This is a genomic window from Leptospirales bacterium (assembly GCA_019694655.1).
GTDB lineage: Bacteria > Spirochaetota > Leptospiria > Leptospirales > Leptonemataceae > SSF53.
Map to the genome: position 1 here is coordinate 379,311 of JAIBBN010000002.1, position 15,423 is coordinate 394,733.

Here is a 15,423-nt window from a genome sequence, read left to right on the forward strand (position 1 = left end):
TGGATCTAAGGCCGCGGACCTCCGGCCTCGCCAGGTCCGCCCTCCAGAAATTCGATCCCGTAGCGTTGCCTGACTTCCTGGTCGGCGCCCGCAATCTGCTCCGCCGCAAGTGCAATCGTCGCTCCGCCTTCCAGTCCAATGATCAAATCCTGTCGTTCGCTGAGTCGTTGAATCGCCAGCCGCTTCAATTGTCGGAGGTTTCGCACTGCAACGCCGTTGACGGTCAGCGTGAGGCAGGCGTCGCACTGGTAGCCCGCGGCTGCCTGCGTCTGCAAGACCCGATCCAGAACAACAAAGCGTTCGCCATCTGCGGCGGATTGCAGCCGCTGACTCTGCGCCAGGTAGCGCAGCCGCCAGGGAGCATCCGGATTTTCGCGCAGATATCGATCGCTCAACTCAACAAAGACCAGTCCGCCGACAACCCAGTAGGCGGGGAAGTCAAACTCGCGCGGGCAACGCAGCTGGCGGCGATCAAATGCGCCCAGTTTCAGCTCTACACTGCGACGCTCGCCGCCGCGAACAACGTCCAGAAGCAAGCGATCGCCAGGAGCTGCCAGCGAACCGCGCTGAAACAGGGCGGCCAGCGGCGGAAGCTGCGGACCGAAGGGACCGGCGGCAAGCATCGCCGAATCAGGCAGGCGGCGGCCATTGATGCCTACGATCACGTCTCCAGGCGTCAACGAGGCGCCGGTCAGGTCCGGCCCGGCCTCCGTTACAATGCAGGCCCCGGAACGCGCCTCGACGCCGTAGTGCGCTCTGCTCTCTGCGTCGCTCAGCGGGCGACAGTGGAATCCCGCCCATGGCAGCGCGCTGTACATTTGCTGCTCTGTGGATTCTCTGGAAGTCCCTTCCATACGCAAGGCGCGTTGCCAGAAGGCCTGTATCAGTTCAGCTGGCAGAGCATAGGCCGAGCCTCCTTGCTCCTCGAAGACTACGCCAACCAGTTTCCCCTGCAGTAGCAAGAGCTCGCCAGGTCCCGACTGGCGCTGCCAACCGCTCAAGCGCAAAGCTGGCAGAGGCGTTTCACCCCACGGAGTGTGGCGAACGACTATCTCCTCGTAGACCACGCTCCGGCGGGGCAAGCGACGCTCAACGGCGCCGACCGCTTCAAGCGTCTGGCCGCTGCGGCCGTAGTCCATGCGACCGAGCTCCAATCTACCAGGCATGCTCTCGCCAGCGCCGGCATCGACCTGAAGCAAGGAAAGACCCAGCTCTGGATCGAACCAGATGTAGTTGAGTGAATAGTCGCTGGCCCCCGTCGGTCGAACGAGGGCGCCGGTGCTCTGTAGCATTCTCGGATTCAATGCAGCCAGACGACGACCGTCCAGGCTGAAGGCCGGCACGCTGAAAGAAGACTGCTCGCGTCGCCAGGGCTCGCGATGTGAGATTTCACGAACGCCAATCCGCAACTCAACGGCGGGCGGCGGCGACTCCGCGCCGATCGGCCAGAACGCCAGGGCGGCCAGCAGGAGCAGGAAAGGATTCAAAATCGAAGATGTCTTGCCATCAATGAACACGACCGGCCTCCTGTGGCTGGTAGCGAGCTTCGATACGTCGCTCTATAGCTCCCGCTTCCTCGATCCCAAGAATCAGGGCATCGCTTCGATTCAGAAACTGAAGCACGACTCGCGTCGCTCGCAGTTCGCGCCACTCGCGGGCAAGGTCGCGCAGGCTGCGCACGCGACGGCCATTGATCGACTGCACGACGCCGCCAACAAAGCTTGCGGCGCCTGCATTGGCGCGATCCTCCAGGCGATTGGTCAGCAGGACATCGCGGTCCGCTTCCTCATTGAGTTGGTCAGCGGCAAAGTAGCGATAGCGATACTCGGCCAGCGCGCTGCTCCCCTGCATTTGCCGAATCAAATCGTAGTCCAGTTCCTGAAAAACCAGCCCCGCCGCCAGAAAATAACTACGCACGCTTTCCATGGAGCGACGCAATTGCGGCGGACCACTGTAACTGCTCTTCGGCAACTCAACGCTCTGCTCTACGCCGTTGCGCAGCAGCCGAATCCTCAGTCCTTGCGGCGCCAGGGAATAGCGAAGATCCAGCGGTATTGCTCCCGCAGCGGTCATTACCTGACCGTCTGGCGCGATCATGTCTCCGCCGGCCTCAACCAGTACATCGCCGGCCTGCAGCAAACGATAAGCGGGCGAACCAAACTCGATGCGCGCCGCCAACGCGCCGCCAGGCTTTCCCTCGATTCCCAGCCAGCGACGAAGCGCACTGTGTCGGGCCGGAAGAAGGTCAATTCCCGTCCGCCGTAGACCATCGTAGGCGCCGTCGGCAACATCATCGAGGACGCGCTGAATCACGGACGCTGGCATGAATCGACCGCTTTGACGATCATCCCAGTGAATGACGCCCAGAGCCCGACCTTCGCTCATTGCAACGGCGCTGGCGTAGATTTGCTCTCCGTCCGGCAATTCGCCAACCATCGCAACCTTGCCCTGCAAAGCGAAATCTATATCGCTGCCAGAAACGCCCTCGCGGCTCAAACCGCGGAATACCGCCGGCAATGCACTTTCATCCTCGCCGCTGCGGGGAAAGCCAACAACCGTTAATCCGGCGCCTGCACCGGGCGGCGCTGATACCATTCGCCGGGGCGTCGTTGTGCCATCGGTCCGCTGCAGCAAAGCCAGCGCACAGTCTGTGGCCGCATGTTTCAAACGCAACGTGCGCCACTGCGACTGATCGTATACCTCGATGACTTGAGCGTAGCGTACAGCATCTAGATCTGTAAGCAGATAATCGCCAAGTTCCAGGGCAACCGCGCGCCGTTCTTGCAAGCGGCTGGCAAGCCAGGGCGCGTCGACACGCGGCAGCTTCTGTACAATGCGTAGTTCGCGAAGCGCAGAACTCGCGACGCCAGACACGGGTTGCCCTTCGGGCGGCCGCGAGGAATCCTCGCCGTACAGCGGCGCGCGCAAGAATAGCACAAGGGCCAGAGCAGCAGCAAGCGGCCAGGGACGCACTCTCATCGCAGTTCCTCCACGGCACGGATCTCATCAATTGTAAAAGCCAGGCGATTGCCATTCATCTGAAAGGGTCCCGGTAGAATTTCCGCTGTGTAGCGGCGGCCGCCGCGAAGCAACTCCAGTCGGCTGCGGCGATACTCAGCTTCGCCAATGAGCAAGGGCGGCGGCGTCGATTGCAAACATTCGATCCGCAGCGGCAATCGGTAGAGCTCGCGACCGCTTTCACGGCGCGCCGCAAGAAAGAGGCGAAGCGGGCAGCCAGCATCCAGCTTGAGCCAGCTGCCGGGGGCCACAACGGCCTGCCAGTCTTCTAACAAATTGCGGTGCTTTCTGTAGACCTGATCCTGCTGTGCCAGCTGCAATGTGCGCAGCAAAGCGCCGCCGGCGCGTTGAACAAAAACTGGATTGAGCAGCTCCGGCGCCGGCGCCCGCGGCTGTGCGGCGTGCAGCGCCTCAAGAAAGGGATTGGAGAAGCGAAGCTGACCCGGCGTCCAGCTCCAGCTGATTTGCCCTGTCGACGTAAGGTCAATTCGTTGCAGATAGAGTACGCCCAGTACACTTTCTCGGGCGCCGCGAAATCCGGAGAGTTGCTCCTCGGCAGCAGCCTCGCTTAACTGGATGCCCGGCGCCAGGCTGGAACAGCCGATGATCAACTGCAGAGAGCCGGGCGGCGCAGCCTCCGGCTGTCCTCGCAAGGGACAGGAAAAATCAAAACGATAGGCGCGACGCGGCAGCAGAACGCGCAGTTCTCGGCGCTCAGCCTCAACATTTGAAGGGCCAGGAGCGCGGCTGCGGCTCAACCAGGCCTGCAGGCGCTGCGCCGGAAAGTCGGCGGCCGCCGGCGATTGGATCTGCGGCGCCGCCGACTGCCGATCTCCTGGCAACGCGGCCGGCGTAGCGCAAAGCGCCACAAGCAGCGCGGTTTTCAGCAACGCGGTAGATTTCGAATCGCGATGGGTCATTGGCTGCGACCCTCAGGCGGAGCTGCAGCTGGCGTCGATCCTTCCGGCGGCGATGCGCCTGGCACAATCGGAGCGGCGGGGATCGACGGGTTGCTGTTGGTAGTTTCGTCGCCGCCTCCTTTTACCTGCGGATTTGCAAGCGGGCCAGTGATTTCCTTGCAGAGCTGTCCCCCGGCTGCGCCGCCTTGAAAAATGTAGATTTGAAAAAGGTCAGGATCAATCCGCTCCAGATCCGCAGCAGGCTTGATACAAACATTCAGATTGAGAGTGCTGCTGGCAGCGGAGCCGCCCAGCTGTATCTGGCCATCGATTCTGATCCGAAATCGGTTGCCGCTCAATTCCAGCGGCGAATTAAATCTCAGGTTGTTGCCGCTTGCAGTCAACTCGGCCTGTAGACTATCGAAAATCCCTCGGTCGCCTCCAAGAAAATCCCCTGCCAGCCCCGGCGCCTGCAGAATTCTAATTCCGCTGGCTTCAATGCGCAGCCTTCCGCGCAAGTTTCCCAGACCGCGGCCAAACTCAAGGCCATCAGCGCGCAATTTCAAGCTAACGATACTGAGGTCGAGACTGCCGTTTTGCAATTGCAATTGAAGAGCGCGAAGGCCGCCGTCCGCAGTTCGCGCAAAGAGCGCCATCCACCCGAGGCTCGAGGATATGCGGTCCGCGCGCAATGTAAGCCCGCTATGCAAGGAGACGCGAGGAGACTCGACCTCATCATCTCGGAAAAGATTCAAATCCAGATTGGCATATTCAAGCCGCGCTTGCCCGCCCAGGCCCCGAGCAAGCAGCGGTCGAACAATATCTGAATAGGGCAGGAATAGAAAAAAGGAAAGCAAGAAGGCTGCCAGAAATGCGCCGAATACGATTACGCGCTGACGAAGCGAGAGCCGCGGCAATGGCTCCTCCTCCGCCATCGGGTCATCTGCATCAAGCGACGCCTCGGGCGGCGGCAAAGCCTCCTCAGCTTCTACAGGATACTCCTCATCGCCCATAGCATTCCCTGTTAGCGCGCCGCGCCCGTCAGCGTGATAGTCATTGTTACCTCGTAGACCTCGCGGCCCGAGGGCGCCCTCTGAATCTTGATATTGTCCACTACCGGCGCCGGCAGTTCTCTTGGGTACTCCATCTCATGCAGAAATTTGATCAGGTCTTCCAATCGCACCTGCGCCAGTCGAATGTTTACGCCGTAGGTCGTTTGCCCGTTCTGAGTCTGCGTTCCCGTTTCCTGAAATGAGCTGGAATTCAGATTGAACTTGGTCAGCGAGTTGTTAACATTTTGAAGGAAGGAAGATTGCTCCGGCAGTGGATTGGCGGCTTGCATCGACAGAATCTGACGCTTCAGCTGCGTCATTTCGCCGGCGATTACCCGGCTTTGCTGAACGCGCTGAGCAATTTGAGCTCGGGCGCGTACAAACCAGCTGCCGCCCAGAAACGCCAGCGCTAACAGAGCGACGACCGCGCCTCCAATAACAACTGTTCGTTCGCGCGGTTCAAGTTTTTCCAGCATCTCAGCCACAACTCCCGGCCTGACTGCTTTCCGCCCGATTAAAACTCAATTTGATAATCACGCGCCAGCGCCTGTTTGGTTGCTGCTGCCCTTCCACCTTTACATCAGAGAACATTGAGCTGCGCTTCAACGCTTCAGCCAGGGCCTGTCGCTGATTCAGGTCAGCGACCTCCACATCGATGTCCGCCGTCTTACCATCATACCGAACGCTATTGACCCGCAGATCAATGGCGCTTCGATCCGGAGTCAGTTCGCTCAGCGTCTTCAGGAAATCCACGAAGCGCGGACCTCCGCTCTTTCCGCGTACCGCCTGCAGACGATCCATGCAGATCTTGCTCGCCGCCTGGCGCATAGCCGCCGGGTCGCCATTAGACGGCATACCCGGAATGCCGCGGGCAAGCTCGGCAATCTGCTGTCGATAACTTCGGATGAGAGTCGTATCCTTGTAGATGCTCAAGAAGAAGCCGGCCAGAAAAAGTATGATGGCCCCGAGGCTAAGGATGGCCGGCGTGGAGAAGAAGCTGAAATTGAATTTTCCTCCGCGCAAGTTAGCGCCGAATGCGCCGCGCAAGAAATCAAAACGTTCCGGCGCCTTGAGCGCATAGTGCTCGGCGGCCCCAAGCGCCGTGGCCCACAAGGCGGGGTCCTCGCCGTTCGAAAGCTCCAGCGGATACTGGCGAACATGGACGCCCAGCAAATCCTCAAGGTAACTCGCCGTCCCGCCCAGCTGCGATCCGCCGCCGCTCAAATAAATTGCCTGTACTTCGCCGCCGGGCGCCGCCAGGACGCTGCGCCGTACGTCCTCGGCCAGTTCTGCGAAGGCGGCTCGTATTTCTTTGGCCAGGGCAGCGTATTGTTTGCGATCGATACGATTGCGACGATAGAAGGCTTCGGTCCGATCAGCACGACGTTCATCATACTGCAAATCGAGCTCGAGCTGCATCTTGCGTTCTTCGGCCGCCGCCGGATCAAGCTGCAATCGCTCGCCCACCAGCCGCGTGATCTCCTCCCCGCCGAAGGGAATCTGACGGGTGAAGGCCAGCTTTCCGTTTTGTACTATGTTGAAGATAGAGATGCGACCGCCAATATCAAGCTGGGCGATGCCAGTACCGCTGGTTCCCTCGGGGCCCAGGAAATTGAGGAATCCGGCAAGCGCCGGGGCGTCAATGGTCAGCATTCGAATGGATGCATTGCCGCGCAGCAAGGGCGCCACGGCCTGCTCCAGACTTTCGTGAGTCGCCATAAAACTCAGGACGCTGGCATTTTCTTCGCCCACCTCCCAGGGCTGACCAATCACTTCAGCCTCCTCCAGGGAGACAGGCGCGATGCTTTCGACCTCATGCGGGATGATCTCGGCTATTTGTTTCAGGTTGGAAGCCGGCACCGAAATATCGCGCACGTAGACGCGGTCATTGGGAATGACCATTACAAAGTTCAATTCGTCGGGAAAGAAAGATTGTACATAGCGAACGAGATTGTATTCATACTCGCTCACGCCGCTGAGATCGTCATTGTCCTGGCCTGAATCTCGCCGGATATTGACCACCGGCAGGCTTTCCAGGCGCAGCACCCGACGGCGGCCAGCGCTCAGCTCGACCAGAGCGCCCTTAATCAGTGCGCTGCCATAGTCAATGATCAGAGCCTTTTCAGTAAAAATCTGCACTCAATCCTCGGCATAGTAGATCAGCTGCCGCCCCTGTCGGTCCCAGATGCCCCAGACCCGACGGACAGCCTGCACATCCTGCTCATCGACATTATTATCGACCCGCCGGATCACTGTCCCCAATCCAACCACACGATAATACTGTCCCTCCGTACGGACCAGGCCGGAAATATCGCCCCCGGAGCCGGCCAGCTCATCGTAGAGCGTAAGCCGATCGCCGACGCTGGACTGAAACTCTGGCAAGGAGCGCAACTCGGACAGGCTTTTGATATAGCCCTGGGATTTTCGCCGTAGCTTCAACAGCGCGCGAACGGCCGAATCATTCATATGTTCGGAAAGCGAAAGCAATGTGTAGTAACGGGCGCCATTGATATTGATCTTATCGTCTATGCTCTCGCTGGCGGGGACATAGGCCGTTACGTTGTTCGAAAGAATCCAATCCTCCGGCGCCAGAGCGTATTTCTCGTCCTCGCTTTGAAAACTGGCGGCATGATAGTTCTCCACCCAGCCTTCAGGCGCACGGCTCTCGTAGACTATTTCGCGGTTAAAGTCTTTCACCAGACATAGCTCGGACAGGGAGAACAATCGGAAATTCTTGATTTCACGCGGCGGGCGCAGCGCTCGATAGGCGCTGGCTTCGGCCCCGCCGCTGGAAATATCATTGGCATCAATCCAGTCGACTAGGTTCTCCAGATTGCCCTGCGGTATTTGAAACGACGAAAAGAGTCTGGCAACTATGCCCTTTTGAATGAGATTGCTCTCATCGTTGTAGGCAACCAGATTGTTCAGATTGATTTTCCCGTCCTCCGGTAGTATGCGAAAACTAACAAAGTATATCAGACAATTTTCTTTCTTTTCGTCCTGACATTCCTCCGCCAGCTTCAGTTCCGGCGCCTTGCCAATAAAACCCTGGGTATAGAGGTACTCCTCAGGGATGGTCTGCACTGCGCCCAGGGCGGCGCGGAAGCCAGCCATGGCAACTTCTCGGGCGCGCATTCCATCCGCAGCCGAACGAACAGCGAAGTAGTCGTCGGTGACGCTGTCCATGAATTGCTCTGCAATCAGGTAAGAGGAGAAGCTGACCATAAATATGGCAAGCAACACAACCGCGCCGCGTCGGCTGAACGATATTCGCCGGCCAAAAGAAAGCAGGCGCCGCTGCGGCCGCTGTGCGTCCGGCCGCGGGGAGCGGAAGCCAAAGGACGGCAGCTTCATCGGATATAGATCCCCGGCGCTGCAACAGATTCGAAGAGTTCCGTGCGGTCGCCAATACGCGCCTTGATTTGAATTTGAATTAAACGCGGGATCTTTCGATCTCTGCTGCTATCCCACTCGTCCAGCCAGTCCTTGCCGTTTCGCGAATATCGCAACCGGAAGCTTTCGATGTTACGCGCCAGTGGATAGTTGGCCCCGCCTTCGCCCGGTTTTGCGCCAACGATGTAATTCTCGCGTCGAACCAAAACGTAGAGTTGATCCGCCCCGTTTTGTCCGCGCGGTTGTTCCTGCAAGAAGTAGGTGATATCGCGTACAGCGGCAAGACCAGCTTCGTCAGCGTACGGATTCACGCAAGAGAAGGTCAGATGATCGATGCGCTGTCCCGATCTTGAGTCTTTGTCGCCCTTGAATGACAGACGCGCGACTTCTCTGTTGAAGTAGGTCATGGCCAGCGACGAACGGACATTTTCCAGGGCAAGGAAGGCCTGGCCGCGCTCCTTGCTTTCCGGCCCGGCATTGCCAGTAATGCGTACCATACCGCCGACGATTCCGAAGACCAGCAGCAGGAGCATACCCGACACCAGAAGTACCAGACTGATTTCCGTCAAAGTTACGCCGCTGCGATGCTCGCCGCTTAAAGCGCGCAGTCTGTGCAGCCTTCTGGCGCTTGCCGCGCTCATGATTCGTTTGCTGCCTCGGGCCGTCGCGGCTGCATCGTATGGATGATCAATTTGCCTGTTTCACTGCCAATAGGGTAGCTGATTTCCAGTCGGATCTTCTTCACCGGGATAATTCCGCCGGTAACACTGCGTTCGCTGACGCCCTGGGACTCGGCTGCGCCGGCGCTGTTCTGAGGCCCGGCCGGCGCTGCATCGTCAAGCGCCGGCGTCGCCAGATCGCCCGATGCTTGAACCTTCGCCAGATCGATCTCGCTATTGCTAACTTGTAGCTTGTACTGCATGCCCTGGAAAACTCCGCCGCCAATTGCCCCCTCCTTTTCGCTTGGCTCAGGATCGGGATCGGTGCGCAGGATAGCCATCCGCAACTGGGCCGCAGCAGCTGCTGCTTGAAGCTTCTCCGACTCGACAAGCATGCCAAGTCCTTCAGCGATAAAGGAAAGCACCATCACCGTAAATGTCGAAGCCACCATCATGGCCATGACTACTTCCATCAGCGTATAGCCAGCGGCAGCGGCCCTCGTCCGCAGCAATATCTGAATGACCCGCCAACGGCGATTGATTCGCTTCAGAGATATTCGCCTCATTGGACGCCCCCGGACAAATGCGGAGCATCCTGGTACAATTCGAAACAGCCGTGCTCGGCGCCCGCTTCATCGCCGCGTAAGAGCCGCGTCTCCCCGGTAAATCGGCCGTAGCAAAGCAACTGCGGCGCTTCGCCGTCCGATGAAAAGCGGAACTGCAGCTCTTCTGCAACGCCCGAAGGCAGAAAATAAACCTGAATTCCTCCGCTGCTGATGCTCGCACTGTAGGCGGTACGCACCTCTTCGATGGGGATCTCCACCTTTTCGATAAGCTGCCGACGCCTGGGTTTGTCCTGCTCGCGGTCGAAGGTGTAAGCCTCGTACTCTCGCTTATCAAGGTCCAGGCGCAAAATTACAATCTGATTGGACTTGATCGCGGTGCTGCGGCAAAACTGCAGGTGTCCGGCCAACAGTGTTGCTGGCGCATCGCTGCTCAGACTGGAGAAGAACTGGGCAATGACTGGCGCAAAAATCAGCGTCAAAAAGGACAACAAGAGAACTACAACAATAATCTCAACGAGCGTCATGCCGGCGCGCAGTCGAGGCGCAAGCCGGCGGCGGCAGCCGACTTGCGGCAGAGCTCGGGCGCTCATCGTCCGACGACCTACTGCTCCTGCGGCTTGTCTTCCGGCCGAAATTCCGATGGCCAGCTACTGCGCTGCGTTATAAAGAAGCGCGTGCTGCTATTCTCGCCGTCGGCGCCCCAGGAACAGATCTGGTTCACCCGACCATCGCTGCCGGCACAGGCAAAGTAGGGATGACCCCACGGATCCTTCACTTCGGCGGGATCATCGGTAATCTGCTCCAGGGAGGCCCCGTCGGCCAGCGAGCCGTGAGTTAACTCCCAGCGCTGCAGTTTAATCGGCAGGGTCTTGGCTTGCCCGGTGAAAACCAGGACTTTGGCGTCGTCGATTACGTTCAGATTCAAGTTAGAGTAGACGAGCACAAAAATCAATGCCAGCACAGCGATGACCACGGCCATTTCTATCAGGGTCACGCCGGCTCGCAGCCGAGCGCGGCAGCGCGCTGCCAGGCGTAAGGAGCGAGCTCTTGATCTTGAGAAGGAACTTTCGCGTTTCATTGGGACCTCGGCGTCCGCTGTGCGGGCGCAGTTCAATTTTCAATGTCGAATCTGACTGGTCAAGTTGTACATGGGAAGCAGCATAGCCAGCATAACCATTAATATCGTCATCCCCATGAGGACCATCATCAAGGGTTCGAGCAAACTGGCCAAACGCTGCACCGCCGAATCAACATCATTGTCCAGGACGTCCGCAATTCGCGCCACCATTTGGGGCACGGAATCTGATATCTCGCCGGCCGCAAGCATGCCAAGGGTCATTTGATTGACCACGCGCGAATCGCGAAACGATTCCGAAATTCGCGCCCCCTCTTTGATGCGGTCGATGGCAGTATGGATTTCTTCCCGAAAAATGCCGGAATCCACCACTTCCCCCACCACCTGAAGCGCCGGGATCAAGGGGACTCTGTTTTCCAGCATGACGCCCAGATTGCGTGCAAAGCGCGCCAGCAATGCCTTTTTGTAGAGCGTTCCGGTGACGGGCGGGCTCATCTTCCAGAGCTCCCAGCGCCGGCTGCCGCTGGGCGTATTCTTCCAGCGATAGAATATATAGCTGCCGACAATCGCCATGCCCAGAATCAAAAAAATGTAGGGCGGTCCCAGCAATTCGGAGAGGGCGAGAAAGACGCGCGTGATCAGCGGGAGCTTGGCATCGAGCTGCGTAAAAAGCCGCTGCATCACCGGAAAAACGACGCGCAGCAAAAATACTACAATGCCGCCCAGCATCAACAACATGACTCCTGGATAGGTGAAGGCAGTTGTAATCTTGTTGCGCAGTTTCAGGTTGGCCTCTTCCAGCTCGGCCAGCCGAAGCAAAGCGCTGTCGTAAGCGCCCGTTTTTTCGCCGACGGAAACAATGTGGTGGTAGACCGCCGGGAATATTGCGGGATGCTTCTTCATTGCATCGCTCAGACTTTCGCCCTCAATGATCCCGGCGCGGATTTCAATGAGCGCCTTCTTGAGATACTCGTTCTCGGTCTGCTCTACTATGTTGGCGATCGACCGATCCAGCGGAAGCCCCGCGCCAACCAGCGTGCCCAGCTGCCGCGTAAAAAGGGCGACATCGCGACGCGGAACGCGATAGAGCAGCCTGGTCAAAAACGGAAAGAGGTCGCGGTCCTTCTTTTCTGTATCCTGGGCAAGAGCTCGCACGTAGTAGCCGCGAGCTTTCAGGTTTTTTCGCGCCTGAATTGGATTGGGGGCGTCGACAATCCCCTTTTCTTCCTTACCCTTGCGATTGAGGGCCGTATATCGATAGATTGCCATCAAGTGACCCGCAGTACTTCTTCTACCGTAGTAACGCCCTCGATGACCTTCCAGCGGCCATAATCCTGCAAGCTTCGCATTTGCTGCCGCTCCTGGGCGGCCCGCCCAATTTGCTCGGAATCGTCGCCGCGTAAGACCGATTTCTGCACATCGCTATCCATCAGCATGAGCGAATAGATTCCAGCGCGGCCCCGGTAGCCGGTTTGAACGCACTCCGTGCAACCGGCGCCGCGATACAATTGGCCGCCATGCAATTCGCTTTCGCGAATTCCAGCATCGCTGAGCTCTTCTCGACTGGGCTTGTATCCGGTCTTGCAATGCGGGCAGATGACTCGAACCAGTCGCTGAGCCAGGACGCCGCGCACCGTAGAAGTGATCAAATAGGGTTCAATGCCCATATCAATCAATCGCGTCACCGCCGAAGGCGCGTCATTGGTGTGCAGCGTTGAAAGAACCATGTGACCGGTAAGCGCCGCCTGGATGGCGATGCGCGCTGTCTCCTGATCACGCACCTCGCCTACCATGATCACATCAGGGTCCTGGCGCAGCATCGCGCGCAATGCGGTAGCGAAGTTGAGGCCGATCTTTTCCTGCATTTGCATTTGCCCGACGCCCTCGATCTCGTACTCTACCGGATCTTCCGCCGTCAAAATGTTACGCTGCTCCTGGTTGAGCTCTGTCAGAACCGCATAGAGCGTAGTCGATTTCCCGGAGCCAGTTGGACCGGTGACCAGAAAGATTCCATTTGGCTCGAAGATCATCTTTCGGATCTGCGCTTCGAGCTCGGCGGCAAAACCCATGGTCTCGATCGAATAGCGAACATCACTCTTGTTCAACAGACGCATCACTACCCGCTCGCCATGGCGCGTAGGGACAGTGGAAACGCGAATGTCAACATCATTGCCGGCCAGCTTGATTTTGATGCGCCCATCCTGGGGCATGCGGTTTTCGGCAATATTCAGATTGGCCATAATCTTGATGCGCGAAACAAGGCCGGCATGAATCAGCTTCGGCGGCTGAAGGCGTCGATGCAAAATGCCATCGACGCGATAACGCACATCGAGATGCTTTTCATACGGTTCTATGTGAATGTCGGAGGCGCGATCCTGTACGCCCTGTGTGAGCAAGGCGTTTACCATCCGAATGATCGGGGCCTCATTGGCCATGTCCAGGGTATCTTCGCTGAGCTGACTGAAGTCGGCATACTCTTCTTCGCGGATGCCCTCAATCACATCACGAGCCGCGGCCGCCGCTTGATCAAAGCCGCCGTGGATCACGCGCAGGATCTCGGCCTCGGGCGCCAGGATGAAGCTGACTTTCAAATCGCGCAGACAGCTGCGGATATCGTCCATCGGATGAATGTCCGTCGGATCGGAAACGGCCACTTGAACTGTGCGGTCCTTACGCCAGACCGGCACGATTCTGGAGCGGTGGATCAGGTTGACCGGAATCCGCTGGAAGCTTTCATCGAAGGCAAAGTTGAGCTTTTCGTGAAACTTGTAGCCAAACTGGCGGGCCAGCAGTTTGAGCAGCTGCTCTTCATCAAGCAGCCCCTTCTTCAGCAGAATCTGCCCCAGTTTGAGCGGCGATCGCGACTGGATTTTGAGCGCATCATCGAGCTCGTCGCGGCTTACCGCGCCCTCATCGACCAAAAGATCACCCAGGCGCTTCTTCATGACGCAATCAGCCGCAGCGAGAGGCCTCGCGGTTAGTGTTCTAAATCGTCCTCGATTCTGTCAAAATCTTCCTGGCGGCCGCCGTCAATGGATTGTTCCGGCCAGAGAATAATATCATTGTGCCGCTCCCGGATTTGGCGCGATTGTTCCTCGCGTTTGTATTCCGTAATACGATCGGCTTCCTCGCGATTGTCCAGAATGTGGGGGGTGATGAACAGCATCAGATTGGTGCGGCGCACTCGCTCCGTATTGCGGCGAAACAAATGCCCCAGCAATGGGATGTCGCCAAGCAAGGGGATTTTGGTGATCTCTTGCAGCTTTTCCGTGAAAACCAGACCGCCAATCACAATCGTCTGCTGGTCCTGGACGGTGACGAAGGTCTTAATGTTACGCTTGTTGAATGTTGGATTGGTTGTTGAGCTGGCGCCGCCCTCAATGGAGGTTACTTCACTGAACAGGTCCAATCCTATCTGACCCTCGGCATTTACATAGGGAGTGAATTTTAATTTGATGCCGGACGGCCGGTATTCGAAGGAGTTTACCGTCGCTTCGGCGTTGCCGCCGCCGCTCGTTCGCTCCTGTGTGCGCACCGGCACATCCTGACCCACATTGATTTCTGCTTCCTGGTTATCAAGCGTCAGCACCTGCGGACTGGACAGAACATTGAAGTTCCGATTGTTCATGTTCGCATTCAAGATTGCCAGCAGATCGCCGCTCTGGCGCAGAAATCCAAGACTGAATCCGTTGAGCGTATTGTTGCCGGTAATCTGCCCTTCGGAGTCCAGCAGATTGCCCTCGACCGCCAGGCCGGTGTTGAATTGTCCATAGGGGGCGTTGGGTTGCGCGGCGCGCCAGTCGATGCCAAAATCATTGAGTGATGATGAGGTAACTTCGGCGATCAGCACTTCCAGCAGGATCTGTTTGCGTTCCTTGTCGAGTCGCTCAATGATCTGAACGATCTCGGACCATTCAGCGGAGGTTGCGGTGACTACGATAGAATTCGATTCCTTGTGCGCAACGGCGCGGATCTTCCCTCCGGCCGGTCTGGGGATGGAAGGGGGCACTCCGGCCGGCGGAGCCGTTCCTGGCGCTGCGCCCGGCGCCGCCGGGTCCGCCGAACCGACCGGCGTATCCAGACGGGTGAGGACATTGGCAAGGCTCTCTGCCGTCATGTTACGCGCACGGTAAATGTGAACGCTTTCCGTGCTGGCCACGCCGCCGTCGCCCTGACGCATGGAGTTCATCACTTCCTTCATCACTTCCACGGCGCGGCGCACATTGACTGCGTAGCCAGTGATCACCAGTGTATTGCTTGGCGGATAAGGAATTACCAGGGTGTTCTTGCCGGCAATCTGACGCAGCAAGTTGGCCATTTCCGTCAGACTCACACCGCCCGGTAGTTGAATGACGCGGGAAACGACGCCGGCCTCTCCTTCCACCGGATCGCGATCAGCAGGCTGCGACGCATCGCGCGCTACATCAATTGGCACCACGCGAAGCAGATCGCCATCTTCAATCAGTCCGTAACCCTTGACCTCCAGGACCTGACGCATGAAGTCCAGGGCGCGGGAGCGCGGAATCGGTCGATGCGATACAATCGTGATCTTTCCTTTCACAGCATCATCGACCAGGATATTGCGGCGGGTAATCTGGGCCATGGTCTTCAAGAAGTCTTTGATTTCGACGTCGTTGAAGTTAGCCTCAAAGGTCTGTTCCCGCGGCCTTGGTTGTGAGCCCACTGGCTGCGCAAGAATCGCCAGCTGAGTCAAGAACAGAGCAAGCAGGGCCAATCGCAAAAGTCTGTGAGACATCGTCG

General features: G+C 58.1%; 14 protein-coding genes. All 14 read right to left on the reverse strand.

The annotated features are described in order from the left end of the window. Positions 1 to 5: 5 nt before the first annotated feature. Complete coding sequence (locus K1X75_04955) at positions 6 to 1,517, reverse strand: hypothetical protein (GenBank protein ID MBX7057392.1); 1,512 nt, start codon at positions 1,515 to 1,517, stop codon at positions 6 to 8. Beyond that, entirely contained in the window at positions 1,507 to 2,979 is a 1,473-nt protein-coding gene (locus K1X75_04960; GenBank protein MBX7057393.1) for a hypothetical protein, read from the reverse strand. Before K1X75_04960 ends, K1X75_04955 begins: the two co-directional genes overlap by 11 nt. Then, the gene (locus K1X75_04965; protein ID MBX7057394.1) at positions 2,976 to 3,938 is read right to left on the reverse strand and encodes a hypothetical protein; all 963 of its coding nucleotides are present in this window, start codon (positions 3,936 to 3,938) and stop codon (positions 2,976 to 2,978) included. The genes K1X75_04960 and K1X75_04965 overlap by 4 nt, the downstream gene beginning before the upstream one ends. Beyond that, positions 3,935 to 4,930, reverse strand: a complete 996-nt coding sequence (locus tag K1X75_04970) for a hypothetical protein (protein ID MBX7057395.1) — start codon at positions 4,928 to 4,930, stop codon at positions 3,935 to 3,937. The genes K1X75_04965 and K1X75_04970 overlap by 4 nt, the downstream gene beginning before the upstream one ends. Before the next feature lie 11 nt (positions 4,931 to 4,941). Continuing rightward, complete coding sequence (locus K1X75_04975) at positions 4,942 to 5,454, reverse strand: type II secretion system protein M (GenBank protein ID MBX7057396.1); 513 nt, start codon at positions 5,452 to 5,454, stop codon at positions 4,942 to 4,944. Beyond that, positions 5,447 to 7,108 (reverse strand): pilus assembly protein PilM, encoded by a 1,662-nt coding sequence (gene pilM / locus K1X75_04980; GenBank protein MBX7057397.1) that lies wholly within the window; start codon positions 7,106 to 7,108, stop codon positions 5,447 to 5,449. Before pilM ends, K1X75_04975 begins: the two co-directional genes overlap by 8 nt. Then, entirely contained in the window at positions 7,109 to 8,212 is a 1,104-nt protein-coding gene (locus tag K1X75_04985; GenBank protein ID MBX7057398.1) for a general secretion pathway protein GspK, read from the reverse strand. Between the two features lie 107 nt (positions 8,213 to 8,319). Further along, positions 8,320 to 9,003: a type II secretion system protein GspJ gene (locus K1X75_04990; GenBank protein MBX7057399.1), complete on the reverse strand. Its 684-nt coding sequence runs from the start codon at positions 9,001 to 9,003 to the stop codon at positions 8,320 to 8,322. Continuing rightward, on the reverse strand, positions 9,000 to 9,587 hold the full coding sequence (locus tag K1X75_04995; protein ID MBX7057400.1) for a hypothetical protein: 588 nt from the start codon (positions 9,585 to 9,587) through the stop codon (positions 9,000 to 9,002). The genes K1X75_04990 and K1X75_04995 overlap by 4 nt, the downstream gene beginning before the upstream one ends. Further along, complete coding sequence (locus K1X75_05000) at positions 9,584 to 10,111, reverse strand: GspH/FimT family protein (protein ID MBX7057401.1); 528 nt, start codon at positions 10,109 to 10,111, stop codon at positions 9,584 to 9,586. Before K1X75_05000 ends, K1X75_04995 begins: the two co-directional genes overlap by 4 nt. A 77-nt stretch (positions 10,112 to 10,188) precedes the next feature. Next, positions 10,189 to 10,665: a prepilin-type N-terminal cleavage/methylation domain-containing protein gene (locus K1X75_05005; GenBank protein MBX7057402.1), complete on the reverse strand. Its 477-nt coding sequence runs from the start codon at positions 10,663 to 10,665 to the stop codon at positions 10,189 to 10,191. 39 nt (positions 10,666 to 10,704) lie between these two features. Further along, positions 10,705 to 11,931, reverse strand: coding sequence for a type II secretion system F family protein (locus tag K1X75_05010; GenBank protein ID MBX7057403.1), 1,227 nt, complete (start codon positions 11,929 to 11,931; stop codon positions 10,705 to 10,707). Further along, on the reverse strand, positions 11,931 to 13,607 hold the full coding sequence (gene gspE / locus K1X75_05015) for a type II secretion system ATPase GspE (protein ID MBX7057404.1): 1,677 nt from the start codon (positions 13,605 to 13,607) through the stop codon (positions 11,931 to 11,933). The genes K1X75_05010 and gspE overlap by 1 nt, the downstream gene beginning before the upstream one ends. Before the next feature lie 32 nt (positions 13,608 to 13,639). Then, positions 13,640 to 15,418 carry a type II secretion system protein GspD gene (locus tag K1X75_05020; protein ID MBX7057405.1) on the reverse strand — a complete coding sequence of 593 codons (1,779 nt, stop codon included), beginning with the start codon at positions 15,416 to 15,418 and terminating at the stop codon, positions 13,640 to 13,642. Positions 15,419 to 15,423 lie beyond the last annotated feature (5 nt).

What these genes read in the sequence shown, in the direction of transcription:
- K1X75_05005 (MBX7057402.1), bottom strand. Translation starts at nt 10,665, where the DNA reads ATGAAACGCGAAAGTTCCTTCTCAAGATCAAGAGCTCGCTCCTTACGC.
- K1X75_05020 (MBX7057405.1), bottom strand. Translation starts at nt 15,418, where the DNA reads ATGTCTCACAGACTTTTGCGATTGGCCCTGCTTGCTCTGTTCTTGACT.
- K1X75_05000 (MBX7057401.1), bottom strand. Translation starts at nt 10,111, where the DNA reads ATGACGCTCGTTGAGATTATTGTTGTAGTTCTCTTGTTGTCCTTTTTG.
- K1X75_04960 (MBX7057393.1), bottom strand. Translation starts at nt 2,979, where the DNA reads ATGAGAGTGCGTCCCTGGCCGCTTGCTGCTGCTCTGGCCCTTGTGCTA.
- gspE (MBX7057404.1), bottom strand. Translation starts at nt 13,607, where the DNA reads ATGAAGAAGCGCCTGGGTGATCTTTTGGTCGATGAGGGCGCGGTAAGC.
- K1X75_05010 (MBX7057403.1), bottom strand. Translation starts at nt 11,931, where the DNA reads ATGGCAATCTATCGATATACGGCCCTCAATCGCAAGGGTAAGGAAGAA.
- K1X75_04970 (MBX7057395.1), bottom strand. Translation starts at nt 4,930, where the DNA reads ATGGGCGATGAGGAGTATCCTGTAGAAGCTGAGGAGGCTTTGCCGCCG.
- K1X75_04995 (MBX7057400.1), bottom strand. Translation starts at nt 9,587, where the DNA reads ATGAGGCGAATATCTCTGAAGCGAATCAATCGCCGTTGGCGGGTCATT.
- K1X75_04990 (MBX7057399.1), bottom strand. Translation starts at nt 9,003, where the DNA reads ATGAGCGCGGCAAGCGCCAGAAGGCTGCACAGACTGCGCGCTTTAAGC.
- K1X75_04965 (MBX7057394.1), bottom strand. Translation starts at nt 3,938, where the DNA reads ATGACCCATCGCGATTCGAAATCTACCGCGTTGCTGAAAACCGCGCTG.